We start from the raw sequence: 17114 nt of genomic DNA, 5'->3' as shown, positions 1-17114 counted from the left end.
TCGGCGCGGGACCCTCAGAGGTAGAGGCCGGTGGCGGAGTCGCCGAGCCGGCCCGCCGCCACCGCGTGCACGTCGCGCTCGCGCAGCACCACGTAGGTGTCGCCGTGCACCTCGACCTCGGCACGCTCGTCGGGGTCGAAGAGCACCCGGTCCTCGACCTCCACCGAGCGCACCTGGGGACCGACACCGACCACGCGCGACCAGGCCAGCCGCTTCGCCCCCATGGCGGCGGTCGCCGGGATCACGATGCCGCCCGACGAGCGCCGCTCCCCCGCCTCACGGTCCAGCTCGACGAGGAGCCGGTCGTGGAGCATGCGGATCGGCGTGCCGTCACCGGCGCCGCCGGCGGAGCTCACTTGACGAGCTTGCGGACGACCACGACCACCGCGACCACGCCCGCGACCCCGCCGACGACCTTGAGGATGTTGTCGGTGCGGGGCGCACCGCTGGCCTCGTCGACGAAGTAGCCCTTGACGGCGTTCGCCTCCTTGCGGGCGATCGTCTTCGGGTTCGTGCGGTGCAGCAGCTCGTCGATGGTCGAGGCGAGACGCTCCCGCGTCTGCTCGATCTCGCCCTCGAGGGAGTTGAGGTCGTTGCTCACGTACGCACCACTTTCGACAGGCTCAGGTCAACACTTCGGCGGTCGGGCTGAACGTTACCAACGCGCGCCCGGGCGACCCGCCGTGCGGGGATCGAAGCCGAACGGCAGCTCCAGGCGGTGCGCGGCCATGGTCGCCTCGTCGGTGAGCACGTCGTACGTCGCGGCGTCCGCCACGACGACCCCGTCGGAGAGCACGACCGACCGCGGACAGAGCTGCAACGCGTAGGGCAGGTCGTGGGTGACCATCAGCATGGTCACGTCGAGGCCGAGCAGGATCTCGGCGAGCTCCCGGCGCGAGGCGGGGTCCAGGTTGGACGAGGGCTCGTCGAGCACGAGCAGCTCCGGCTCCATCACCAGCACCGTCGCGATGGCGACCCGGCGACGCTGCCCGAAGGACAGGTGGTGGGGCGGCCGGTCGGCGTACGCCGCCATCCCGACCTGCTCCAACGCTGCCTCCACGCGGCGGTCCAGCTCGGCGCCGCGCACCCCGGCGTTGCGGGGCCCGAAGGCGACGTCGTCGCGCACGGTGCCCATGAACAGCTGGTCGTCGGGGTCCTGGAAGACGACCCCGACGCGGCGGCGCACCTCGGCGAGGGTGCGACGACCGACGTCGAGCCCCGCCACCCGGACCGTGCCGGCGCCGGGGCTGAGGATGCCGTTGAGGTGGAGCACGAGGGTCGTCTTGCCGGCGCCGTTGGGCCCGAGCAGGGCGACCCGCTCGCCACGCTCCACGTGCAGGTCGACGCCGAAGAGCGCCTGGTGGCCGTCGGGGTAGGCGAACGCGACGCCGTCGAGGGCGAGGACAGGGTCGCTCACGGCGCCCCCTCCCGCGCGGGGCGAGCCCCGACGTACCCACGGGAGAGCATCGCGAGGTGCACCCGCTCACCGCGCTCGTAGGAGCGCACGAACAGGGCCCCGAGGGCCCGGCCGAGGGCCGGCCAGTGGCGGGGCGAGCGGGGCTCGCAGCCGCGGGACCGCAGGGCCACGAGCATGCGGCTCCACTCCCCCGTCACGACCTCGGCGTAGCGCAGCATGAAGCCCATGATCTCGAGCAGGAGAGCGGGGACGCGCAGCCGCGCGAGGCCCGCGAGGAGGTCGCGGGCGGTCGTCGTGGCCGCGAGGGTGAGAGCCGCGGCGACACCGATCGTGCCCGTCGCCAGCAGGTGACCGGCTTCGGCGAGGCCCGGGGCCGAGACCTCCAGCCCGAGCACCGGAAGCGTCGTGCGCGGGCCGTGGGCGACGAAGGGGACGAGGAGCGCGAAGACCACGAACGGGATCTCGACCACCATCCGCCGCAGCACGAACAGCAGGGGCACCCGCGCGACGAGCACCGTCGCGACGACGAGGGCCGCGGCGACGCCGTACGCCTCCGGTGCCCAGCCCGCGTCCCCCGGGATCGCCACCACGAGGAGCATGAAGGCCAGCAGCGCCAGCACCTTGAGGTGGGCCGGTGCCCGGTGGACCCGGCTGGCGCCGGCGTGGTGGAGCGTCAGTCCCCCGCCCGGTCGACCGTGTCCCGCTCCCACGGCGTCAGTCCTGCGCGGAGCCGCGGCGGCGTACGACGAGGGCGAGCCCACCCGCCAGCACGAGGACGACCGCGACGCCGACGATGCCCGCGATGGCCCCGCTGAGCCAGGCGTGGTCGACGCCGGCCGTGCCGTAGTCGGCGAACGGGCTGCCCGACGTCGCGGAGTCGCGGGCGGTGTCGCCGAACCCGGTCGTGGCCGCCACGTGCTCGAGGCCGTCGGGGTGCGCCGACGCCAGGTAGCTGAGACCGCCGGCCACGAGCAGCGTCACCACGAGGACAGCGGCGAAGAAGCGGCCGCGGGACAGCCGCGGACGGGCGGGCGAGGTCGGGGTGTCCGTCGCGGTGCTCATCCCGCCACCTCCGCCCCGGCCGGTGCCCCGGGGCGACGGATCTCGAGCGTCGAGGCCGCGAGGAGCGGACGGGCGCCGTGGACGAGGTCGGGGCGCGTCGCGACGACGGCGCTGACGACGAGCGCGGTGACCGCGGCCTCCCCGAGGCCGATGACCGTGTGCCAGCCCAGCATGGCGACGGCGACGTCCCCGATGCCGACGGAGGCCTGGCCGCCGACGGCGAAGAGCAGGGTGAACACGGCCGCCGCGGCGGGCACGCTGACGAACGCGCCGACGGCTGCCGCCGGCACGACCATCGCCGGGCGCCGCGGCAGGACCGCGCGGACCGCGACGAAGACGAGGTAGCCCGCCCCCACGCCGACGATCCCCATGAGCGTGACGTTGGTGCCGAGGGCCGTGATCCCGCCGTCCGCCATGAGCAGCGCCTGGACGAGCAGCACCGTGCTCAGGCACAGCACGGCCGACCACGGTCCGACGAGCACGGCGGCCAGCGCACCGCCGAGGAGGTGGCCGCTCGTGCCGGCACCCACCGGGAAGTTCACCATCTGCGCGGCGAACACGAACGCCGCCACGAGGCCCACCATGGGCGCGGTGCGGTCGTCCAGCTCGCGGCGGGCGCCGCGGAGCGCGAGACCGATGCCGGCGGCGGCGACCACGCCGGTCGCGATCGACGTCGGTGCGTCGAGAAACCCGTCAGGCACGTGCATGCCTGCCTCCTCTAGGTTGGGGTCAACCAGTGCGTCCGGACCCCCGTGCCGGGCTGCCCACGAAGAGTACGTTGTTGCAGATCCATTGCAATAGCCGTCCGACCAGAGAGGTGCCTGCCCGATGAGCCAGTCCCCGGCCCCCGCACAGCGGCTCGCCCCCGGCGACGTCGCCCCCGACTTCACCCTCACCTCCGACTCCGGCGACGAGGTGACGCTGTCCGGCCTCCGCGGGCGCAAGGTGATCGTGTACTTCTACCCGGCTGCCATGACCCCGGGCTGCACCACGCAGGCCTGCGACTTCCGCGACTCGCTCGACGCGCTGCAGGCCCAGGGCTACGAGGTGCTCGGCATCTCCCCCGACCAGCCCGAGAAGCTCGCGAAGTTCCGCGAGCGCGACGGCATCACCTTCCCGCTGCTCGCCGACCCGTCGAAGGAGACGCTCAGCGCCTGGGGCGCGTTCGGGGAGAAGAAGAACTACGGCAAGATCGTCCAGGGCGTCATCCGCTCGACCGTCGTGGTCGACGAGGAGGGCAAGGTCGCGCACGCGGCGTACAACGTGCGCGCCACGGGCCACGTCGCCAAGCTGCGCCGCGACCTCGGTCTCGACTGAGGCGCGGCGCCGCGCCGGAGTGGTGGAACGGCAGACACGCAGGTTTTAGGTACCTGTGCCCCAGGGCGTGCGGGTTCGAGTCCCGCCTCCGGCACCCATCGAGATGGGTCGTACGGCGCGGCAGGCGCGCCGAGCTGGGCCGTACGGCGCGGCGCGGAACCCGCGGGGCCGGAAATGGGACGGTACGTCGCGCTCCAGGCCCCTCGACCCGCACCAGCCGCACAGTTCCAGGCCCCCGCGCTGGCGCCGACGGGGCAGACCGGCCCTACCCCTCCTCGCGCAGCCGCGGCGGCGTCGCGAGCTCGGGCTTGAAGCCCCGCTTGTCGGCGTAGAACGCGCGGACCCGGTCCATATCGGCGCGCACGTCCTCGGTCGCCGGGAAGGTCGGTCCCCAGCCCACGGTGCGGCTCGGGGCGTCGAGGAACGCCAACGTGATCGGGATGCCCGTCTGTCGCGAGATGCGGTGGAAACCCGACTTCCAGTACTCGCCCCGGCCGCGCGTGCCCTCGGCGGCGATCCCGAGCAGGAAGGACTCGTCGGTCTCCGCCTCGGCCAGCAGCTCGCGGATGGTGGCGCCGGGGTTCGCCCGGTCGAGCTCGACGGCCCCCGTCGCCCGCAGCAGCGGCCCGAGCGGGCCGCGGAACAGCGAGTGCTTGACGAGCAGCCGGATGCGGACGCCGGAGTCCCACGCCAGCAGGAGCGTGAGCACCCAGTCCCAGTTCGAGGTGTGCGGAGCCCCGACGAGGATGCCGCGCCGCGGCACCTCGCCCACCGTGCGCCACCGGACCGCCCGCAGCACGAGGCGCGCGAGGCGGCGGCGGAACCGCGTGCCGGCGCTCACGCGAGCGTCGCCGCGACGACGGGGCCCAGCTCGCGCATCGCCTTGCCGCGGTGGGAGATGGCGTCCTTCTCCTCGCGGGACAGCTCGGCCGTGGTGAGGCCGGGGCGGTCGTCGGCGACGAACAGCACGTCGTAGCCGAACCCGCCCTCGCCCCGGACCTCGCGGATCACGCGCCCGGGCATGCGCCCCTCGACGACGACCTCGCCGCCCGGGTGGACGAAGGCGACGGCGCAGCGGAAGTGTGCGGTGCGGCGCTCGTCGGGAACGTCGGCGAGCTGCGCGAGCAGCAGCTCGTTGTTGCGGGCGTCGCTCTTCGGCGGGCCCGCCCAGCGGGCCGAGAGCACGCCGGGCATGCCGTTGAGCGCGTCGACGCAGATGCCCGAGTCGTCGGCGACGCTCGGCAGCCCGGTGGCCGCGAGGCCCGCGCGGGCCTTGAGCAGCGCGTTGCCCTCGAAGGTGGGCTCGTCCTCCACCGGCTCGTCGTAGGCCGCCACGTCGTCGAGCCCGAGCACCCGCACGCCAGGCAGGTGCGCGGCCAGGATGCGCTCCATCTCCTCGACCTTCTTGCGGTTGCGCGACGCCAGGAACACCTCAGCCACGGGTGACCTCCTGCGCGAGGGCCTCCTGCTGCAGGCGGGTCAGGTCGGCGCAGCCGCCGGCGGCCAGGTCGAGCAGCGCGTCCAGCTCGGCCCGGTCGAACGGCACGCCCTCCGCGGTGCCCTGCACCTCGACGAAGCGCCCGTCGCCCGTCATGACGACGTTCATGTCGGTCTCGGCGGCGACGTCCTCGACGTACGGCAGGTCGAGCCGCGGGCGGCCCCCCACGATGCCGACCGAGACGGCGGCGACCGAGCCGGTCAGCGGCTCGCCCTTGAGCGCACCGGTGGAGCGGAGGTGGGTGATCGCGTCGGCGAGCGCCACGTAGGCCCCGGTGATCGACGCCGTGCGCGTGCCACCGTCGGCCTGCAGCACGTCGCAGTCGAGCTGGATCGTGTTCTCGCCGAGCGCCTGGTAGTCCACCACCGAGCGCAGCGAGCGCCCGATGAGGCGGGAGATCTCGTGGGTGCGCCCACCGATGCGGCCCTTGACCGACTCGCGGTCGCTGCGGGTGTGGGTGGAGCCGGGGAGCATCGCGTACTCCGCCGTCACCCAGCCCAGGCCCGAGCCCTTGCGCCAGCGCGGCACGCCCTCGGAGGCCGAGGCGACGCACAGCACCTTGGTGCTGCCGAACTCGACGAGGACCGAGCCGGCAGCGTGGTCGAGCCAGCCGCGCGTGATCCTCACGGGGCGCAGCTCGTCGTCGGCGCGCCCGTCGGGACGTGGCTCGGCCGGGGGCGTGGCGGGGGTGGCGGTCATGCCCGTGAGGTTAGGCCATCCGCGGCGGTCGCCCGGTGCCGACGGCCGCGGCCTGTGGACGAGCGGCCGACCGATACCCTGGCCCCCATGCCCAGCAGCACGTCCGCCTCGTCGCGCCGCGGACCCGTCGAGCCCGCGCCCTCCCGGGGCCAGGTCGTCGCGGCGCTCGTCGGCGCCGGGCTCGTGGCCGCCGTGCTCGCGGCCGACGCCGCGGGCTCGCTCGACGACAACCGCTCCGTCGGGGTCGTGCTGGCCATCGGCGGCGCCGCCCTCACCGCGGGCATCACGTACTCGTTCTGGGGCGCTGCACCGACGCGCACGCTCCGGATGCACGCCGCCCTGCTCGCCGCGATGATCGGCGGCTTCACCACCGTCGCCGCCTCGACCGCGGAGGCCGACGGGGTCTACAGCCACGTCGCGCTCGGCACGCTCGGCCTCGCCGGGCTCCTGCTCGCCGTCGTCGGCCTGCTCGCGCAGGCCCGCGCGGCCGGGCTCCCCACCAGCCGCACCAGCACCGCCCGCTCCGGCGGGTCCGCCCGAGGAGGCGACCGATGATCGAGCTGCTCTCACCCCGCCAGATCGACGAGATGCGCCCGGCCGGCGAGTTCGTCGCCAGCGTGCTCACCCGGCTGGCGGAGACCGCCGACGTGGGCATGAACCTCCTCGAGCTCGACGCGCTCGCGCACGAGATGATCAAGGAGCGCGGTGCGGAGTCCTGCTACATCGACTACGCCCCCTCGTTCGGCCGGGGCCCCTTCGGCAAGGTGCTCTGCACGTCCGTCAACGACGCGGTGCTCCACGGCCTCCCCCACGACTACACGCTGGCCGACGGCGACCTCCTCAGCCTCGACTTCGCCGTGAGCGTCGACGGCTGGGTCTGCGACTCCGCGGTCAGCGTCGTCGTCGGTACGCCGCGGGAGGAGGACCTCCGCCTCATCCGCACCACGGAGGAGGCCCTCGCCGCGGCCATCGAGGTCGCGCGCTCCGGCAACCGCCTCGGCGACATCGGCGAGGCCATCGGCACCATCGCCCGGGCGAACGGTTACTCCGTGAACACCCAGTTCGGCGGTCACGGTGTCGGTCGCACCATGCACGGCGAGCCCCACGTGCCCAACGACGGCCGCGCCGGCCGCGGGTTCAAGCTGAAGCCAGGCCTCGTCATCGCCATCGAGCCGTGGCTGCTCGCCACCACCGACGAGATCGCGATGGCCGACGACGGCTGGACGATCCTGTCAGCCGACGGCTCGCGCGGGGCGCACAGCGAGCACACGATCGCCATCACCCACGGCGACCCGATCGTCCTCACCGCCCGCGGCTGAGCGGCCCGGCGTCCGCCCCCGGACGCCGGCCGGCACGGGCACCCGGTCCCACGCGGCACGGGCCGCCCAGGGCCCGAGGTCGCGCACCCGGCGCCCCATCCACGGCACGGCCTCGGTGACGACCCACCCGAGGTCCTCCCGCCAGGTGACGACGCGGTCCGTGTCGGGCTCGGCGCGCGGCGGCTCCACGCTGAGCCCGGCCGCCGTCAGCTCCTCGGCGAAGCACCGCGCCAGGGCACGGTGACCGCGCTCGGAGGGGTGCATCCGGTCGACCGACCACGAGGCCCGGTCCCGCACGGCCGCGCAGGTGGCGAGGTCGACCCGCACCCCGCCGTACGCCGCGTGCACCTCGTCGTACACCGCGTTGACCACCTCGATGCGGCGCTGCATCGGCCGCCGCAGGAACGCCGGCAGGCCCAGCACCGCGCCGTGGTCGTGGAACCGCGCCGTCATGAGGAGCGCCCCGCCCGCGGTCAGCCGGTCGGCGGCGTGGAGGAGGTCCGCGCGCAGCTGCGCGGGGCTCCACGTGGAGCGCATCGTGTCGTTGAGGCCGACGACCAGCGAGACCAGGTCGGGGTGGTGGTCGACGGCGTCGGTGAGCTGGTGCTCCACCACGTCGCGCGCCGTCGCCCCGGAGACGGCGAGGTTGCAGAAGGAGACGTCGTACGACGCGTCGAGCGCCCGCGCGAGCAACGTCGCCCAACCGCGCCACGTGCCGTCCTGGCCGGTCGCGCCCGCCCCCAGCCCGAGCGGCGTCCCGGGCATCGGGTCACCGACGCCGACGGTGGTCGAGTCGCCGAGGGCGGCGAAGCGGAGGTACCTGCGTGCGGTGGTGCGCTGCGCGGTCACGAGACGCAGCGTGGCGGCGCAGCGGGAACACTGCGCCGCCACGGGGGTGACAGGCCGGTCAGGGCTCGGTGAACACTCCCCTCAGATGTCGCCGAGCCCCGACCGGGGTCAGGGGGCCGCCGGAGCGGCCGGGCTCACTTGATCTCGGCGCGCAGCATGCGGAGGACGCCGAGCACGAGCGGGAGCCCGAACCAGAGGGCGACCGAGGTGGTGAACTCCGGCCACTCGATGGCACCGAAGCCCAGCTCGCTGTCGGGCTGGCCGAAGTCGGACAGCGGCATGATCGCCATGTTGAAGTCGATCCAGGGCCGGATGTCGTCGAACCACGACATCAGCGACGCAGCCGCGGCGATGATGCCCGGGATGATCGTGTAGAACGCGATGTAGAGCACGATCGCGGCCGGGGTGTTGAGCAGCAGGGTGCCGAACGCGAAGCCGATGAGCAGGCTCATCACCTGCAGCAGGGCGAAGCCCAGCAGCAGCTCCGGGCGCGGGTCCCAGGTGGTCTCGGCGCCGAGCAGGCCGGACACGCCCGTCATGAGGGCGCCGATCCCGACCGCCACGACCAGCGCAGCCAGGCCGACGAGGACAGCGGCCAGTGCCTTCGCCAGCACGACCCGGCCGCGGCGCGGCTCCAGCGTGAACGTGGCCATGTTGGTGCGCTGCGACCACTCGGTGGTGACCGCCATGATGGCCATCACCGGCAGGAGGAGCTGGGTCACGCCTCCGGCGATCGACGTGAAGTCGAACAGCGCCGCCGTGCCGTCGTTGCGTGCGATGACGACCGCGAGCACCAGCGAGCCGATCGCGATGAGCGCAGCCTGCACGATGAGCAGCCAGCGGCCCGACCGGGTGTCGACGAGCTTGCGCACCTCGACGCCGACGAGGCGCGTCAGCGGGATCGGGGCGGTGCCGGAGATGTCGAAGGTGCCCGTGCCGAGGTGGGGGGCGGGGGCGGTGGCGCTCATGCCGAGGCTCCTTGGTGGTAGGGCGATCCGGGCGGGAAGGCGGCGGCCGCCTCGCGCTGGGTGTCGGCGGTCAGCTGGAGGAACAGGTCCTCGAGGCCGGAGGCGTCGGCCGCCCGCAGCTCGAGGAGCACGGCCTGCGCGGCGAGCGCGAGCTCGCCGATGGCCTGCGGCTCGGCGTCGACGATGAAGCCCTCGCCGGACGGCGTCACCGCGAGGCCCTTGGCCTGGGCGGCGGACGCCAGCGCCGCGGTGTCGACGGCCTTGACGAAGGTGCCGGCCGACGCGAGCAGCTCCGACTTCGTGCCGGCGGCCACGATCTTGCCGCGGCCGATGACCAGCATCTCGTCGGCGATCTGCTCGACCTCGTGCAGCAGGTGGCTGGAGAGCAGGACGGCGCCGCCACGCTCGGCGTACCCGCGGAGCAGGCCGCGCATCCACCGGATGCCGGCCGGGTCGAGACCGTTGGCCGGCTCGTCGAGGATCAGCACCTGGGGGTCGCCCATGAGGGCGTGCGCGATGCCGAGGCGCTGCCGCATGCCCAGCGAGTAGTTGCGCACCCGGCGCTTCGCCTCGTCGTCGCTGAGGCTGACCAGCTCGAGCATCTCGTCGACGCGCGAGCCGGGCAGGCCCATGGTCTTCGCGGCCAGCGTCAGCACCTCGCGGCCCGTGCGGCCCGCGTGCTGCGCGGACGCGTCGAGCAGGATGCCGACGTGCCGGCCGGGGTTGGGGATGTCCTGCAGGCGGTGACCCCCGACGGTGGCGACACCGGCGTCCTGGTGGGTCAGGCCGGCGAGGATCCGCATCGTCGTCGTCTTGCCGGCGCCGTTCGGGCCGAGGAAGCCCGTCACCTGGCCGGCCCGCGCCACGAAGCTGACGTCGTCGACGGCGGTGAACCCGCCGTACCTCTTCGTGAGTCCTTGGACAGTGATCATGCAGACGATGCTGCCTGCCGCCGCCCGGTGGCACATCGTCCGCTGGGCCTGACCGCGTACGACGAAAGTAGGTGGCGCCCGCGCCCCCGGTCCGCTGCCGCGCGACCCGGGTCGCCCTACGCTGACCGGGTGACGGACCCCGCCGAGTACCAGCCGCGCGTCAGCGCGTGGGGCCGCACCTGGCGCGTGCTGCTCATGCTGGTCTTCAGCGGTCTGGTCGCGGTCGAGTCGTACCCGCTGCTGGTGCAGCGCGGCCACGCCTGGTGGATCGCCGGCGACCTGCTCCTGGGGCTCGTCGGGTTCGTGGCGGTCCACTTCCGGCGGCGGCGGCCGATGCTCGTCGTCGTCGTCACCATCGCGCTGGCCTGCGTCTCGTCGTTCGCCGCCGGCCCGTCCGTGCTCGCGCTGGTCTCGCTGGCCACGCGACGCGTCTATTGGGAGATCGCCGTCGGCAGCGTCCTCAGCGTCGCCGGGGCCGAGGTCTACTTCCGGGTCGCGCCGTCGACCGGCTCCAACCCGATGTGGATCAACTTCACCGCCAACGTGGCGGCGGCCGGGGCCATCGCGGCGTGGGGCATGTACATCGGATCGCGGCGCGAGCTCCTCTGGACGCTGCGCCAGCGCGCCGAGCGGGCGGAGGCGGAGCAGGACCTGCGGCTCGCCAAGGCCCGGGTCGACGAGCGCTCGCGGATCGCCCGCGAGATGCACGACGTGCTGGCCCACCGGATCAGCCAGGTCTCCATGCACGCGGGGGCGCTGTCCTACCGCACCGACCTCGACGCCGACGCGCTGCGCGAGGGCATCGCCGAGGTGCAGGTGCGGGCCAACGAGGCGCTCGACGACCTCCGCGGTGTCCTCGGCGTGCTGCGCGACCCCGCCACCGGCGAGGTCACCCACCGCCCGCAGCCGACCTACGAGGACATCGCGGCGCTCGTGGCGGAGGCGGTCGAGGCGGGCGCACGGATCGCCTTCGAGGACGAGCTCGAGGAGGCGCCGCCCACCCCGGTCGGCCGGGCGCTCTACCGCGTCGTGCAGGAGGGCATCACCAACGCGCAGAAGCACGCGCCCGGCGCGCTGCTGTCCATCTGCCTCCGCGGGACGCCCGGGGACGGCGTCGAGGTGCGGCTGCGCAACCCCTACGGCTTCAGCGCCCCCGGCGTGCCCGGCTCCGGTCTCGGCCTCGTGGGCCTGACGGAGCGCGTCGACCTCGCCGGCGGGCACCTCACCCACGGCCGCGACGGAGATGCGTTCGTCGTCCACGCATGGCTACCGTGGGCCCCGTGACCGCCTCGAGCCCCGAGCCCGTGACGACCCCGATCCGGGTGCTCGTGGTCGACGACGACCCCCTGGTGCGCTCCGCGCTCGGGCTCATGCTCGGCGGGCAGCCCGACCTCGAGGTCGTCGGGGAGGCGCGCGACGGCCGCGAGGGCACCACCCTCGCCGCCTCCCTGCGGCCCCACGTCGTGCTCATGGACATCCGCATGCCCGTCATGGACGGCCTCGAGGCGACGGCGGCGCTCCACGCCCGCCCCCAGCCGCCGCGGGTCATCGTGCTCACGACCTTCGACGCGGACGACTACGTCGTGGGCGCGCTCGCCGCCGGAGCCGACGGCTTCCTCCTCAAGGACACCCCGCCCCCGGAGATCGTCGCGGCCATCCGCAAGGTCGCCGACGGTGAGCCGATGCTCTCCCCCTCGGTCACGCAGACCCTCATCCGGCAGGTCCGCCAGGGCAGCGACCCCCGCACGGCCGAGGCCGAGGCCAAGCTCGCGACCCTGACGGAGCGCGAGCGCGAGGTGGCCGTCGCCGTCGGTCGCGGGCTGTCCAACGCCGACATCGCGGCCGAGCTCTACCTGTCGGTACCGACCGTCAAGGCCCACGTGTCGCGGCTGTTCGACAAGCTGGGCGCCACCAACCGCGTGCAGATCGCCATCTGCGTGCACGACGCCGGGCTGGTCTGAGGTCGCGCGCCTCGAGGTCCAGGCCGACCTCGGGGGAAGGAAAACGCGGACGCGGCTGCGGGCCGGGGAAAGAAAACGCGGACCCGGGCACCCGACACGCCGAGGTTCCGGCCCGGCCGGTCCGCGTTTTCTTTCTCACGAGGCGCGATCCCGCGCACTTTCCTCCTCCGCGGCCGGCGCAGCGTTGCCGGCGGGGGCGCTCACGCGGCGTACGGCGGGGCGATCGGCTCGTCGTGACCTCGCGCCCGCTGGGTTCGTCGCCCGGCGCGTCCCTGCGCGGCGCGCGACCAGCGCTCGGCGTGCCGGGCGCGCCCGGCCGGCGTGAGCAGCGAGTGCTGCAGCTGTGCCTCCCAGAAGGCGAGGCGGGCCGGGTCGTGCTCCCGGCCGAGGGCGATGTCGATGTCGCGCAGCAGGTCGCGGGTGCGGACGAGGAGGTCGTGGCTGGTGTACCCGTTGCGCTCCCACCCGCCCCCGACCAGCAGCCGCCCGCGGCGCAGGTCCCGGCGCTGCTGGTCGCGGTCGAGGTGGTGGGCGCCGTCGTACTCGTGCAGCCGCCGCGTCCCCCGCAACCACAGGTCGGCGTAGGCCGTCGTGCCGTCGGGCAGCGCGATCGGGTGCTGCGGCACGACGTCGACCCCGACCCCCACGTGGAACATCCGGTTCACCGCCTCCCAGAGCGACTCGGCCCGGGCGTCGGCGAGCAGCAGCGCCTGCCTGAGCAGGGGCGCTCCGCGGCGACGCAGACGAGCGGTCGCGACGAGCTCCGCGAGGTCCTCCCCCACGGCCAGCGCTCCGTCGAGCAGCACGACGAGGTCCAGCAGGCAGAGGTCCCAGCAGCCGAGGAGCACCTCGCCCGGTGTTCCCGCGCGAAGGTCCTGGCGCGCCTCGAGGGCGGGTGGTACGGCGTGGCGCGTCACCACCAGCCCGCGCCGCTCCGGGTGTGGCGCGGTCTCGGGCACGGCCGCGAAGACCGGTAGTCCGTCGGGGGCCGGGAGCGACCACCATCCCCGCGCCTCCGCGCCCGAGAGCCCCGTCAGGCACCCGCTGGGCGGCAGGGCCTCGAGCGCGCGGACGAGCTCCGCCCGGCGCTCGTCGACGACCGGGCGGCGGGCCACCAGGGGCCGGGTCCGCGGATGGACGGCGGCAGCGAGCGTGGTGCCCGGGGGTGGGAAGGCGGTGCGCGGAACGTACGGCGAGGACATGACCGCGACGTACCCCGTGGCGGCCGCGCGTCCCGCCCGTCGCGGGGGCGGTGGACAGACCCGCCGGATCGAACGCTTGTGGACGCTTGCCGGGCTGGCCGCCCGCCCGAGGGACCGAGGCCCGCGAACCTCGGAGCGAGAAGAATGCGCGGGCGCGGAGGAAAGTGCGCCGAGCCGGGAGGCGGGGCGAGAAGAGTGCGGGATGCGAGGCGCGACACGCCGAGCCCTGGACCGTACGCGTCCGCGTTTTCCTTGGCCCTCAGCAGGGCCGGTCCGCGTTTTCTTCGACCCTCGGGAGGGCCGGTCCGCGTTTTCTTCCTCAGACCTCGAACACCGCGCCGGTGGTGGCGAGCCAGGTGGGGCCGTCGTACTTCTCGACCGCCTCGCCGTGGGCGACGAGCGGGTCGAACCAGGCGGGGACGTGGGTGAGCACGAGCTGGCCCACGCCGGCCCGGGTCGCCAGGTCGCCGGCGTCCGCGCCCGTGAGGTGCACGCCCGGCGGGTTGTCGTCCTGGCTCCGGAACGCTGCCTCGGCCAGCAGCAGGTCGGCGCCCGCGGCCGCCTCGTCGAGCCCGTCGCAGGGCGCGGTGTCGCCCGAGTACGTCAACGTGCGGCCGGCGGCGGTCACCCGCAACGCGTAGGCCGTCACCGGGTGGTAGACCTCGAACGGCTGCACCGTGAACGGCCCGACCTGCACGGCGGCGCGGTCCGCGGCGTACTCCGTGAAGTCGAACTCCTCGGTCATCCCCGGGTCGAGCGGGAGGTCGTAGGCACGCGCGAGCCGCGCCGCCGCCCCGGACGGGGCCCAGACAGGGATGCGCGGCTGGGCGCCGGTGGGGTGGTACTTGCGCAGCACGTAGTAGCCGCACAGGTCGAGGCAGTGGTCGGCGTGCAGGTGGCTGACGAAGACGGCGTCGATCGCGAGCGGGTCCGCGTGGTTGTGCAGCGCGCCCAGCGCACCGTTGCCGAGGTCGAGCAGGATCCGCCAGCGGCGGGTGCCGCCCGCGCCGTCGTCGCCGTCGGCCTCGAGGAGGTAGCAGCTCGCGGGCGACGTGGGGCCGGGGTACGACCCGGCGCAGCCCACGACGGTGAGGCGGAGGCCCGCGGGGTCGTCGGCGGTCACGCGAGACCTCCCGCGAACTGGCTGGCGATCGCGAGCTCGGGGCCGAGGAAGCGGCGGCCGATGCGCTCGAACTCCCCGGGCTCGCCCGTCGTCACGAACTCGTACGACGCGTCGCCGCCCGCCCGCATCAGTCCGGTGGTCGCCAGCATCCGGTACACCGCCTTCGCGCTCTCCTCCGCACTGCTCACCAGCGTGACACCGTCCCCCATGATCGACGAGATCACACCGGTCAGCAGCGGGTAGTGGGTGCACCCCAGGACGAGGGTGTCGACGTCGGCCGCGATCAGCGGGTCGAGGTAGGCGTGGGCCGCCTCGAGGAGCTCCGGCCCGGACGTCACCCCGTTCTCGACGAACTCGACGAACCGCGGGCACGCCTGCGTGACGAGCTCGACGTGGGGAGCAGCGGCGAACGCGTCGTCGTACGCCATCGAGGCCGCCGTGGCCCGCGTGCAGATGACGCCGATGCGCCCCGACCGGGTGGCGGCGACCGCGCGACGGGTGGCCGGGTAGATGACCTCGACGACCGGCACGTCGTAGCGCTCCCGGGCATCGCGCAGCATGGCGGCGCTCGCGGAGTTGCAGGCGATGACGAGGGCCTTGACGCCCCGTGCGACGAGGTGGTCGAGGCACTCCAGCGCGTACTCCCGCACCTCGCCGATCGGCTTCGGGCCGTACGGCTGCCGTGCCGTGTCGCCGAGGTAGAGGACCGACTCGTGGGGAAGCTGGTCGATCACCGACCGCGCCACCGTCAGGCCGCCGAACCCCGAGTCGAAGATGCCGACCGGTGCGTCAGCCACGTCGTCCACCACAACGAGCCAATCTACGGGGTAACACGCACGCAACGCGACGACGCGTCACGGACGTCACGCAGGCATCCGGCGGGCGTCGGTCTCAGCGCTCGCTCGGCAGCGGCCACGGGTTGAAGCGGCAGCCGCCGAGCCCCTTCGACTGCTGCATCATCACCGGGGCCAGCGCGCCCTGCCGCGAGCAGCCGACGTGGCCGCGCCCCAGCCAGTGGCCCGTCTCGTGGTTGACGACCATGTGGCGGTAGTCGCGCAGCGAGCCGCCGGCCGCGTTCCACGCCGGCGACGCGGTCTTCCAGCGCGTCCAGTTGATGATGACGTTGCGTCCCACCCGGCAGCTCCACTGCGCGCTGCAGACGCTCGAGTAGGAGGTCATCCGGTCGGAGGTCGCCAGCACGAGGGTGAACTGCGACTGGGACCGCGAGGTGCGGGTGAAGGCGGTGCCGCCGGCCCGCCACCCGCGGGCGTCGTCGTAGGTCTGCTGCGCCTGGGTCACGAAGGTCTCGACCTCGGCCGCCGGGATCGTGCCGGTGGCGTCCACCCGCACGTCGTAGCGGACCGTGCGCTTCAGCGGGCTCGCGTGCGCGATCGGCGGCGTCGGTTGCGACACCGCGCGCTGGGTCTCGAACCCGCTGCGGGTGAGCATCGCGACGAAGCGGATCTTCTGCCCGACGTCGGCCGCCGTCGGCTTGTAGGTGCGCCCGGTCGCGCCGGGGATGGCGGTGCCGCCGCGGTACCACTGCAGCGTGCCGCCCGTGAACTGGGGCTGGCGGGCGGCGACCATCGCGGTGAGCGTGCCGCCGTAGCTGGCCGAGCCCTTCATGTAGTCGGGGCCGGTCGCGACCATCGGGGGCGCGACGGCGGACGACGCGGGCGAGGCGGAGGCAGCGGCGCCCGAGGGGGCCGGCGACGCGAGCGCCAGTGCCGCAGCCAGCGCTACGAGACCGGCCGCGAACCGTGCCCGACCGCCCGCTCGCCCTACGCCCACAGCTGACCCTCCAAGCGCTCCTCGGCCTCGTCGACCGTGCCCTCGTAGGCGCCGGTCGACAGGTACTTCCATCCACCGTCGCACACCACGAACGCGATGTCAGCCCTCTCGCCGGCCTTGACGGCCTTCGCCGCCTGGCCCAGTGCGGCGTGCAGGATGGCGCCCGTCGAGATGCCCGCGAAGATGCCCTCGAGCTCGAGGAGCTCCCGCACGCGGCGTACGGCGTCGCGCGGGCCCACCGAGAACCGGGCGTCGATGAGGTCCGCGTCGTACAGCTCCGGGACGAATCCCTCGTCGAGGTTGCGGAGCCCGTAGACGAGCTCGCCGTAGCGCGGCTCCGCGGCGACGATCCGCACGTCGGGCTTGGCGCCCCGGAAGAACCGGGAGACGCCCATGAGGGTGCCCGTCGTGCCGAGACCGGCGACGAAGTGGGTGATCTCGGGGAGGTCGGCCAGGATCTCCGGGCCCGTGCCCTCCTCGTGGGCGAGGGCGTTGGCGGCGTTGCCGTACTGGTAGAGCATCACCCAGTCGGGGTGCTCGTCCGCCATGCCCTTGGCGACGCGGACCGCCTCGTTCGAGCCGCCCGCCGCGGGGCTCGAGTAGATCTCCGCGCCCCACATGCGCAGCAGCTGGCGGCGCTCCTCCGAGGTGTTCTCCGGCATGACGAAGACGGCGCGGTAGCCCTTGAGCTTCGCCGCCATCGCGAGCGAGATGCCGGTGTTGCCCGACGTGGGCTCGAGGATCGTGCAGCCGGGCCGCAGCAGGCCCTCCTTCTCGGCCTGCTCGATCATCTTCATCGCCGGGCGGTCCTTGATCGAGCCCGTCGGGTTGCGGTCCTCGAGCTTCGCCCAGAGGCGGACGTCGGGGCTCGGCGAGAGCCGGGGCAGCCCCACGAGGGGAGTGTTGCCGACGGAGGCGACCAGGTCGTCGAAGCGCATGACCGCCATCCTCCCACCGTCGTGGGCGGCGCCCCGAC

General features: G+C 74.1%; 22 protein-coding genes and 1 tRNA gene. 6 read left to right on the top strand and 17 right to left on the bottom strand.

Annotated elements, in window-relative coordinates; genetic code table 11:
* Window positions 1-14: 14 nt before the first annotated feature.
* The 6 genes from G3T38_RS10760 to G3T38_RS10740 are packed head-to-tail and all read right to left on the bottom strand — an operon-like array spanning window position 15 to window position 3186.
* Window positions 15-314 carry a GroES family chaperonin gene (locus G3T38_RS10760; protein ID WP_163772358.1) on the bottom strand — a complete coding sequence of 100 codons (300 nt, stop codon included), beginning with the start codon at window positions 312-314 and terminating at the stop codon, window positions 15-17.
* Between the two features lie 38 nt (window positions 315-352).
* Complete coding sequence (locus G3T38_RS10755) at window positions 353-601, bottom strand: DUF3618 domain-containing protein (protein WP_163772288.1); 249 nt, start codon at window positions 599-601, stop codon at window positions 353-355.
* Between the two features lie 54 nt (window positions 602-655).
* A complete protein-coding gene (locus G3T38_RS10750; RefSeq protein ID WP_163772287.1) occupies window positions 656-1417 on the bottom strand; it encodes an ATP-binding cassette domain-containing protein in 762 nt (253 codons plus the stop codon).
* On the bottom strand, window positions 1414-2127 hold the full coding sequence (gene cbiQ, locus G3T38_RS10745; RefSeq protein WP_338037593.1) for a cobalt ECF transporter T component CbiQ: 714 nt from the start codon (window positions 2125-2127) through the stop codon (window positions 1414-1416). Before cbiQ ends, G3T38_RS10750 begins: the two co-directional genes overlap by 4 nt.
* 4 nt (window positions 2128-2131) lie before the next feature.
* A complete protein-coding gene (locus G3T38_RS20910; protein ID WP_174267850.1) occupies window positions 2132-2479 on the bottom strand; it encodes a PDGLE domain-containing protein in 348 nt (115 codons plus the stop codon).
* Window positions 2476-3186, bottom strand: coding sequence for an energy-coupling factor ABC transporter permease (locus tag G3T38_RS10740; RefSeq protein WP_174267849.1), 711 nt, complete (start codon window positions 3184-3186; stop codon window positions 2476-2478). The genes G3T38_RS20910 and G3T38_RS10740 overlap by 4 nt, the downstream gene beginning before the upstream one ends.
* 121 nt (window positions 3187-3307) lie before the next feature.
* Between G3T38_RS10740 and bcp the strand changes: the two genes are divergently transcribed.
* Entirely contained in the window at window positions 3308-3796 is a 489-nt protein-coding gene (gene bcp, locus G3T38_RS10735; protein ID WP_163772286.1) for a thioredoxin-dependent thiol peroxidase, read from the top strand.
* A gap of 13 nt (window positions 3797-3809) precedes the next feature.
* Window positions 3810-3890: transfer RNA gene (locus G3T38_RS10730), tRNA-Leu, on the top strand.
* A 171-nt stretch (window positions 3891-4061) separates the two neighbouring features.
* On the opposite strand, the gene G3T38_RS10725 is transcribed toward G3T38_RS10730, so the two are convergent.
* The 3 genes from G3T38_RS10725 to rph are packed head-to-tail and all read right to left on the bottom strand — an operon-like array spanning window position 4062 to window position 5993.
* Window positions 4062-4637, bottom strand: coding sequence for a 1-acyl-sn-glycerol-3-phosphate acyltransferase (locus tag G3T38_RS10725; RefSeq protein ID WP_163772285.1), 576 nt, complete (start codon window positions 4635-4637; stop codon window positions 4062-4064).
* On the bottom strand, window positions 4634-5236 hold the full coding sequence (gene rdgB, locus G3T38_RS10720) for an RdgB/HAM1 family non-canonical purine NTP pyrophosphatase (protein ID WP_163772284.1): 603 nt from the start codon (window positions 5234-5236) through the stop codon (window positions 4634-4636). The genes G3T38_RS10725 and rdgB overlap by 4 nt, the downstream gene beginning before the upstream one ends.
* Window positions 5229-5993, bottom strand: a complete 765-nt coding sequence (gene rph, locus G3T38_RS10715) for a ribonuclease PH (RefSeq protein WP_163772283.1) — start codon at window positions 5991-5993, stop codon at window positions 5229-5231. The genes rdgB and rph overlap by 8 nt, the downstream gene beginning before the upstream one ends.
* 87 nt (window positions 5994-6080) lie before the next feature.
* On the opposite strand from rph, the gene G3T38_RS10710 reads away from it, so the two are divergent.
* Together G3T38_RS10710 and map are read left to right on the top strand one after the other, a co-directional pair.
* The gene (locus tag G3T38_RS10710) at window positions 6081-6548 is read left to right on the top strand and encodes a hypothetical protein (protein ID WP_163772282.1); all 468 of its coding nucleotides are present in this window, start codon (window positions 6081-6083) and stop codon (window positions 6546-6548) included.
* Window positions 6545-7312, top strand: coding sequence for a type I methionyl aminopeptidase (gene map, locus G3T38_RS10705; protein WP_163772281.1), 768 nt, complete (start codon window positions 6545-6547; stop codon window positions 7310-7312). Before G3T38_RS10710 ends, map begins: the two co-directional genes overlap by 4 nt.
* Here map and G3T38_RS10700 read toward each other — a convergent pair.
* The 3 genes from G3T38_RS10700 to G3T38_RS10690 all read right to left on the bottom strand — a co-directional run bounded on the left by G3T38_RS10700 (window position 7226) and on the right by G3T38_RS10690 (window position 10061).
* On the bottom strand, window positions 7226-8161 hold the full coding sequence (locus G3T38_RS10700) for an SGNH/GDSL hydrolase family protein (protein WP_338037592.1): 936 nt from the start codon (window positions 8159-8161) through the stop codon (window positions 7226-7228). The two genes, map and G3T38_RS10700, sit on opposite strands and share 87 nt — an antisense overlap.
* Window positions 8162-8295: 134 nt before the next feature.
* Complete coding sequence (locus G3T38_RS10695; RefSeq protein WP_163772280.1) at window positions 8296-9129, bottom strand: ABC transporter permease family protein; 834 nt, start codon at window positions 9127-9129, stop codon at window positions 8296-8298.
* The gene (locus tag G3T38_RS10690; RefSeq protein WP_163772279.1) at window positions 9126-10061 is read right to left on the bottom strand and encodes an ABC transporter ATP-binding protein; all 936 of its coding nucleotides are present in this window, start codon (window positions 10059-10061) and stop codon (window positions 9126-9128) included. Before G3T38_RS10690 ends, G3T38_RS10695 begins: the two co-directional genes overlap by 4 nt.
* Window positions 10062-10190: 129 nt before the next feature.
* On the opposite strand from G3T38_RS10690, the gene G3T38_RS10685 reads away from it, so the two are divergent.
* The gene (locus G3T38_RS10685) at window positions 10191-11345 is read left to right on the top strand and encodes a sensor histidine kinase (RefSeq protein WP_338037591.1); all 1155 of its coding nucleotides are present in this window, start codon (window positions 10191-10193) and stop codon (window positions 11343-11345) included.
* Window positions 11346-11431: 86 nt separating this feature from the next.
* A complete protein-coding gene (locus G3T38_RS10680) occupies window positions 11432-12022 on the top strand; it encodes a response regulator (RefSeq protein WP_420846797.1) in 591 nt (196 codons plus the stop codon).
* Window positions 12023-12222: 200 nt separating this feature from the next.
* Here G3T38_RS10680 and G3T38_RS10675 read toward each other — a convergent pair whose 3' ends face one another.
* From G3T38_RS10675 to G3T38_RS10655, 5 genes are all read right to left on the bottom strand, one after another.
* On the bottom strand, window positions 12223-13224 hold the full coding sequence (locus G3T38_RS10675) for a hypothetical protein (protein ID WP_163772277.1): 1002 nt from the start codon (window positions 13222-13224) through the stop codon (window positions 12223-12225).
* 319 nt (window positions 13225-13543) lie between these two features.
* Complete coding sequence (locus G3T38_RS10670; protein WP_163772276.1) at window positions 13544-14347, bottom strand: MBL fold metallo-hydrolase; 804 nt, start codon at window positions 14345-14347, stop codon at window positions 13544-13546.
* Window positions 14344-15144 carry a glutamate racemase gene (murI, locus tag G3T38_RS10665; RefSeq protein ID WP_163772275.1) on the bottom strand — a complete coding sequence of 267 codons (801 nt, stop codon included), beginning with the start codon at window positions 15142-15144 and terminating at the stop codon, window positions 14344-14346. Before murI ends, G3T38_RS10670 begins: the two co-directional genes overlap by 4 nt.
* Before the next feature lie 94 nt (window positions 15145-15238).
* Complete coding sequence (locus tag G3T38_RS22640; RefSeq protein WP_163772274.1) at window positions 15239-16138, bottom strand: DUF3152 domain-containing protein; 900 nt, start codon at window positions 16136-16138, stop codon at window positions 15239-15241.
* On the bottom strand, window positions 16129-17076 hold the full coding sequence (locus G3T38_RS10655) for a PLP-dependent cysteine synthase family protein (RefSeq protein WP_163772273.1): 948 nt from the start codon (window positions 17074-17076) through the stop codon (window positions 16129-16131). The genes G3T38_RS22640 and G3T38_RS10655 overlap by 10 nt, the downstream gene beginning before the upstream one ends.
* Between the last annotated feature and the right edge of the window lie 38 nt (window positions 17077-17114).

The sequence above is a fragment of the Nocardioides zeae genome (genome assembly GCF_010686755.1).
Lineage (GTDB): Bacteria > Actinomycetota > Actinomycetes > Propionibacteriales > Nocardioidaceae > Nocardioides > Nocardioides zeae.
Note: the sequence above shows the minus strand (reverse complement) of the source record. Positions and strands in the feature narration are given on the sequence as shown.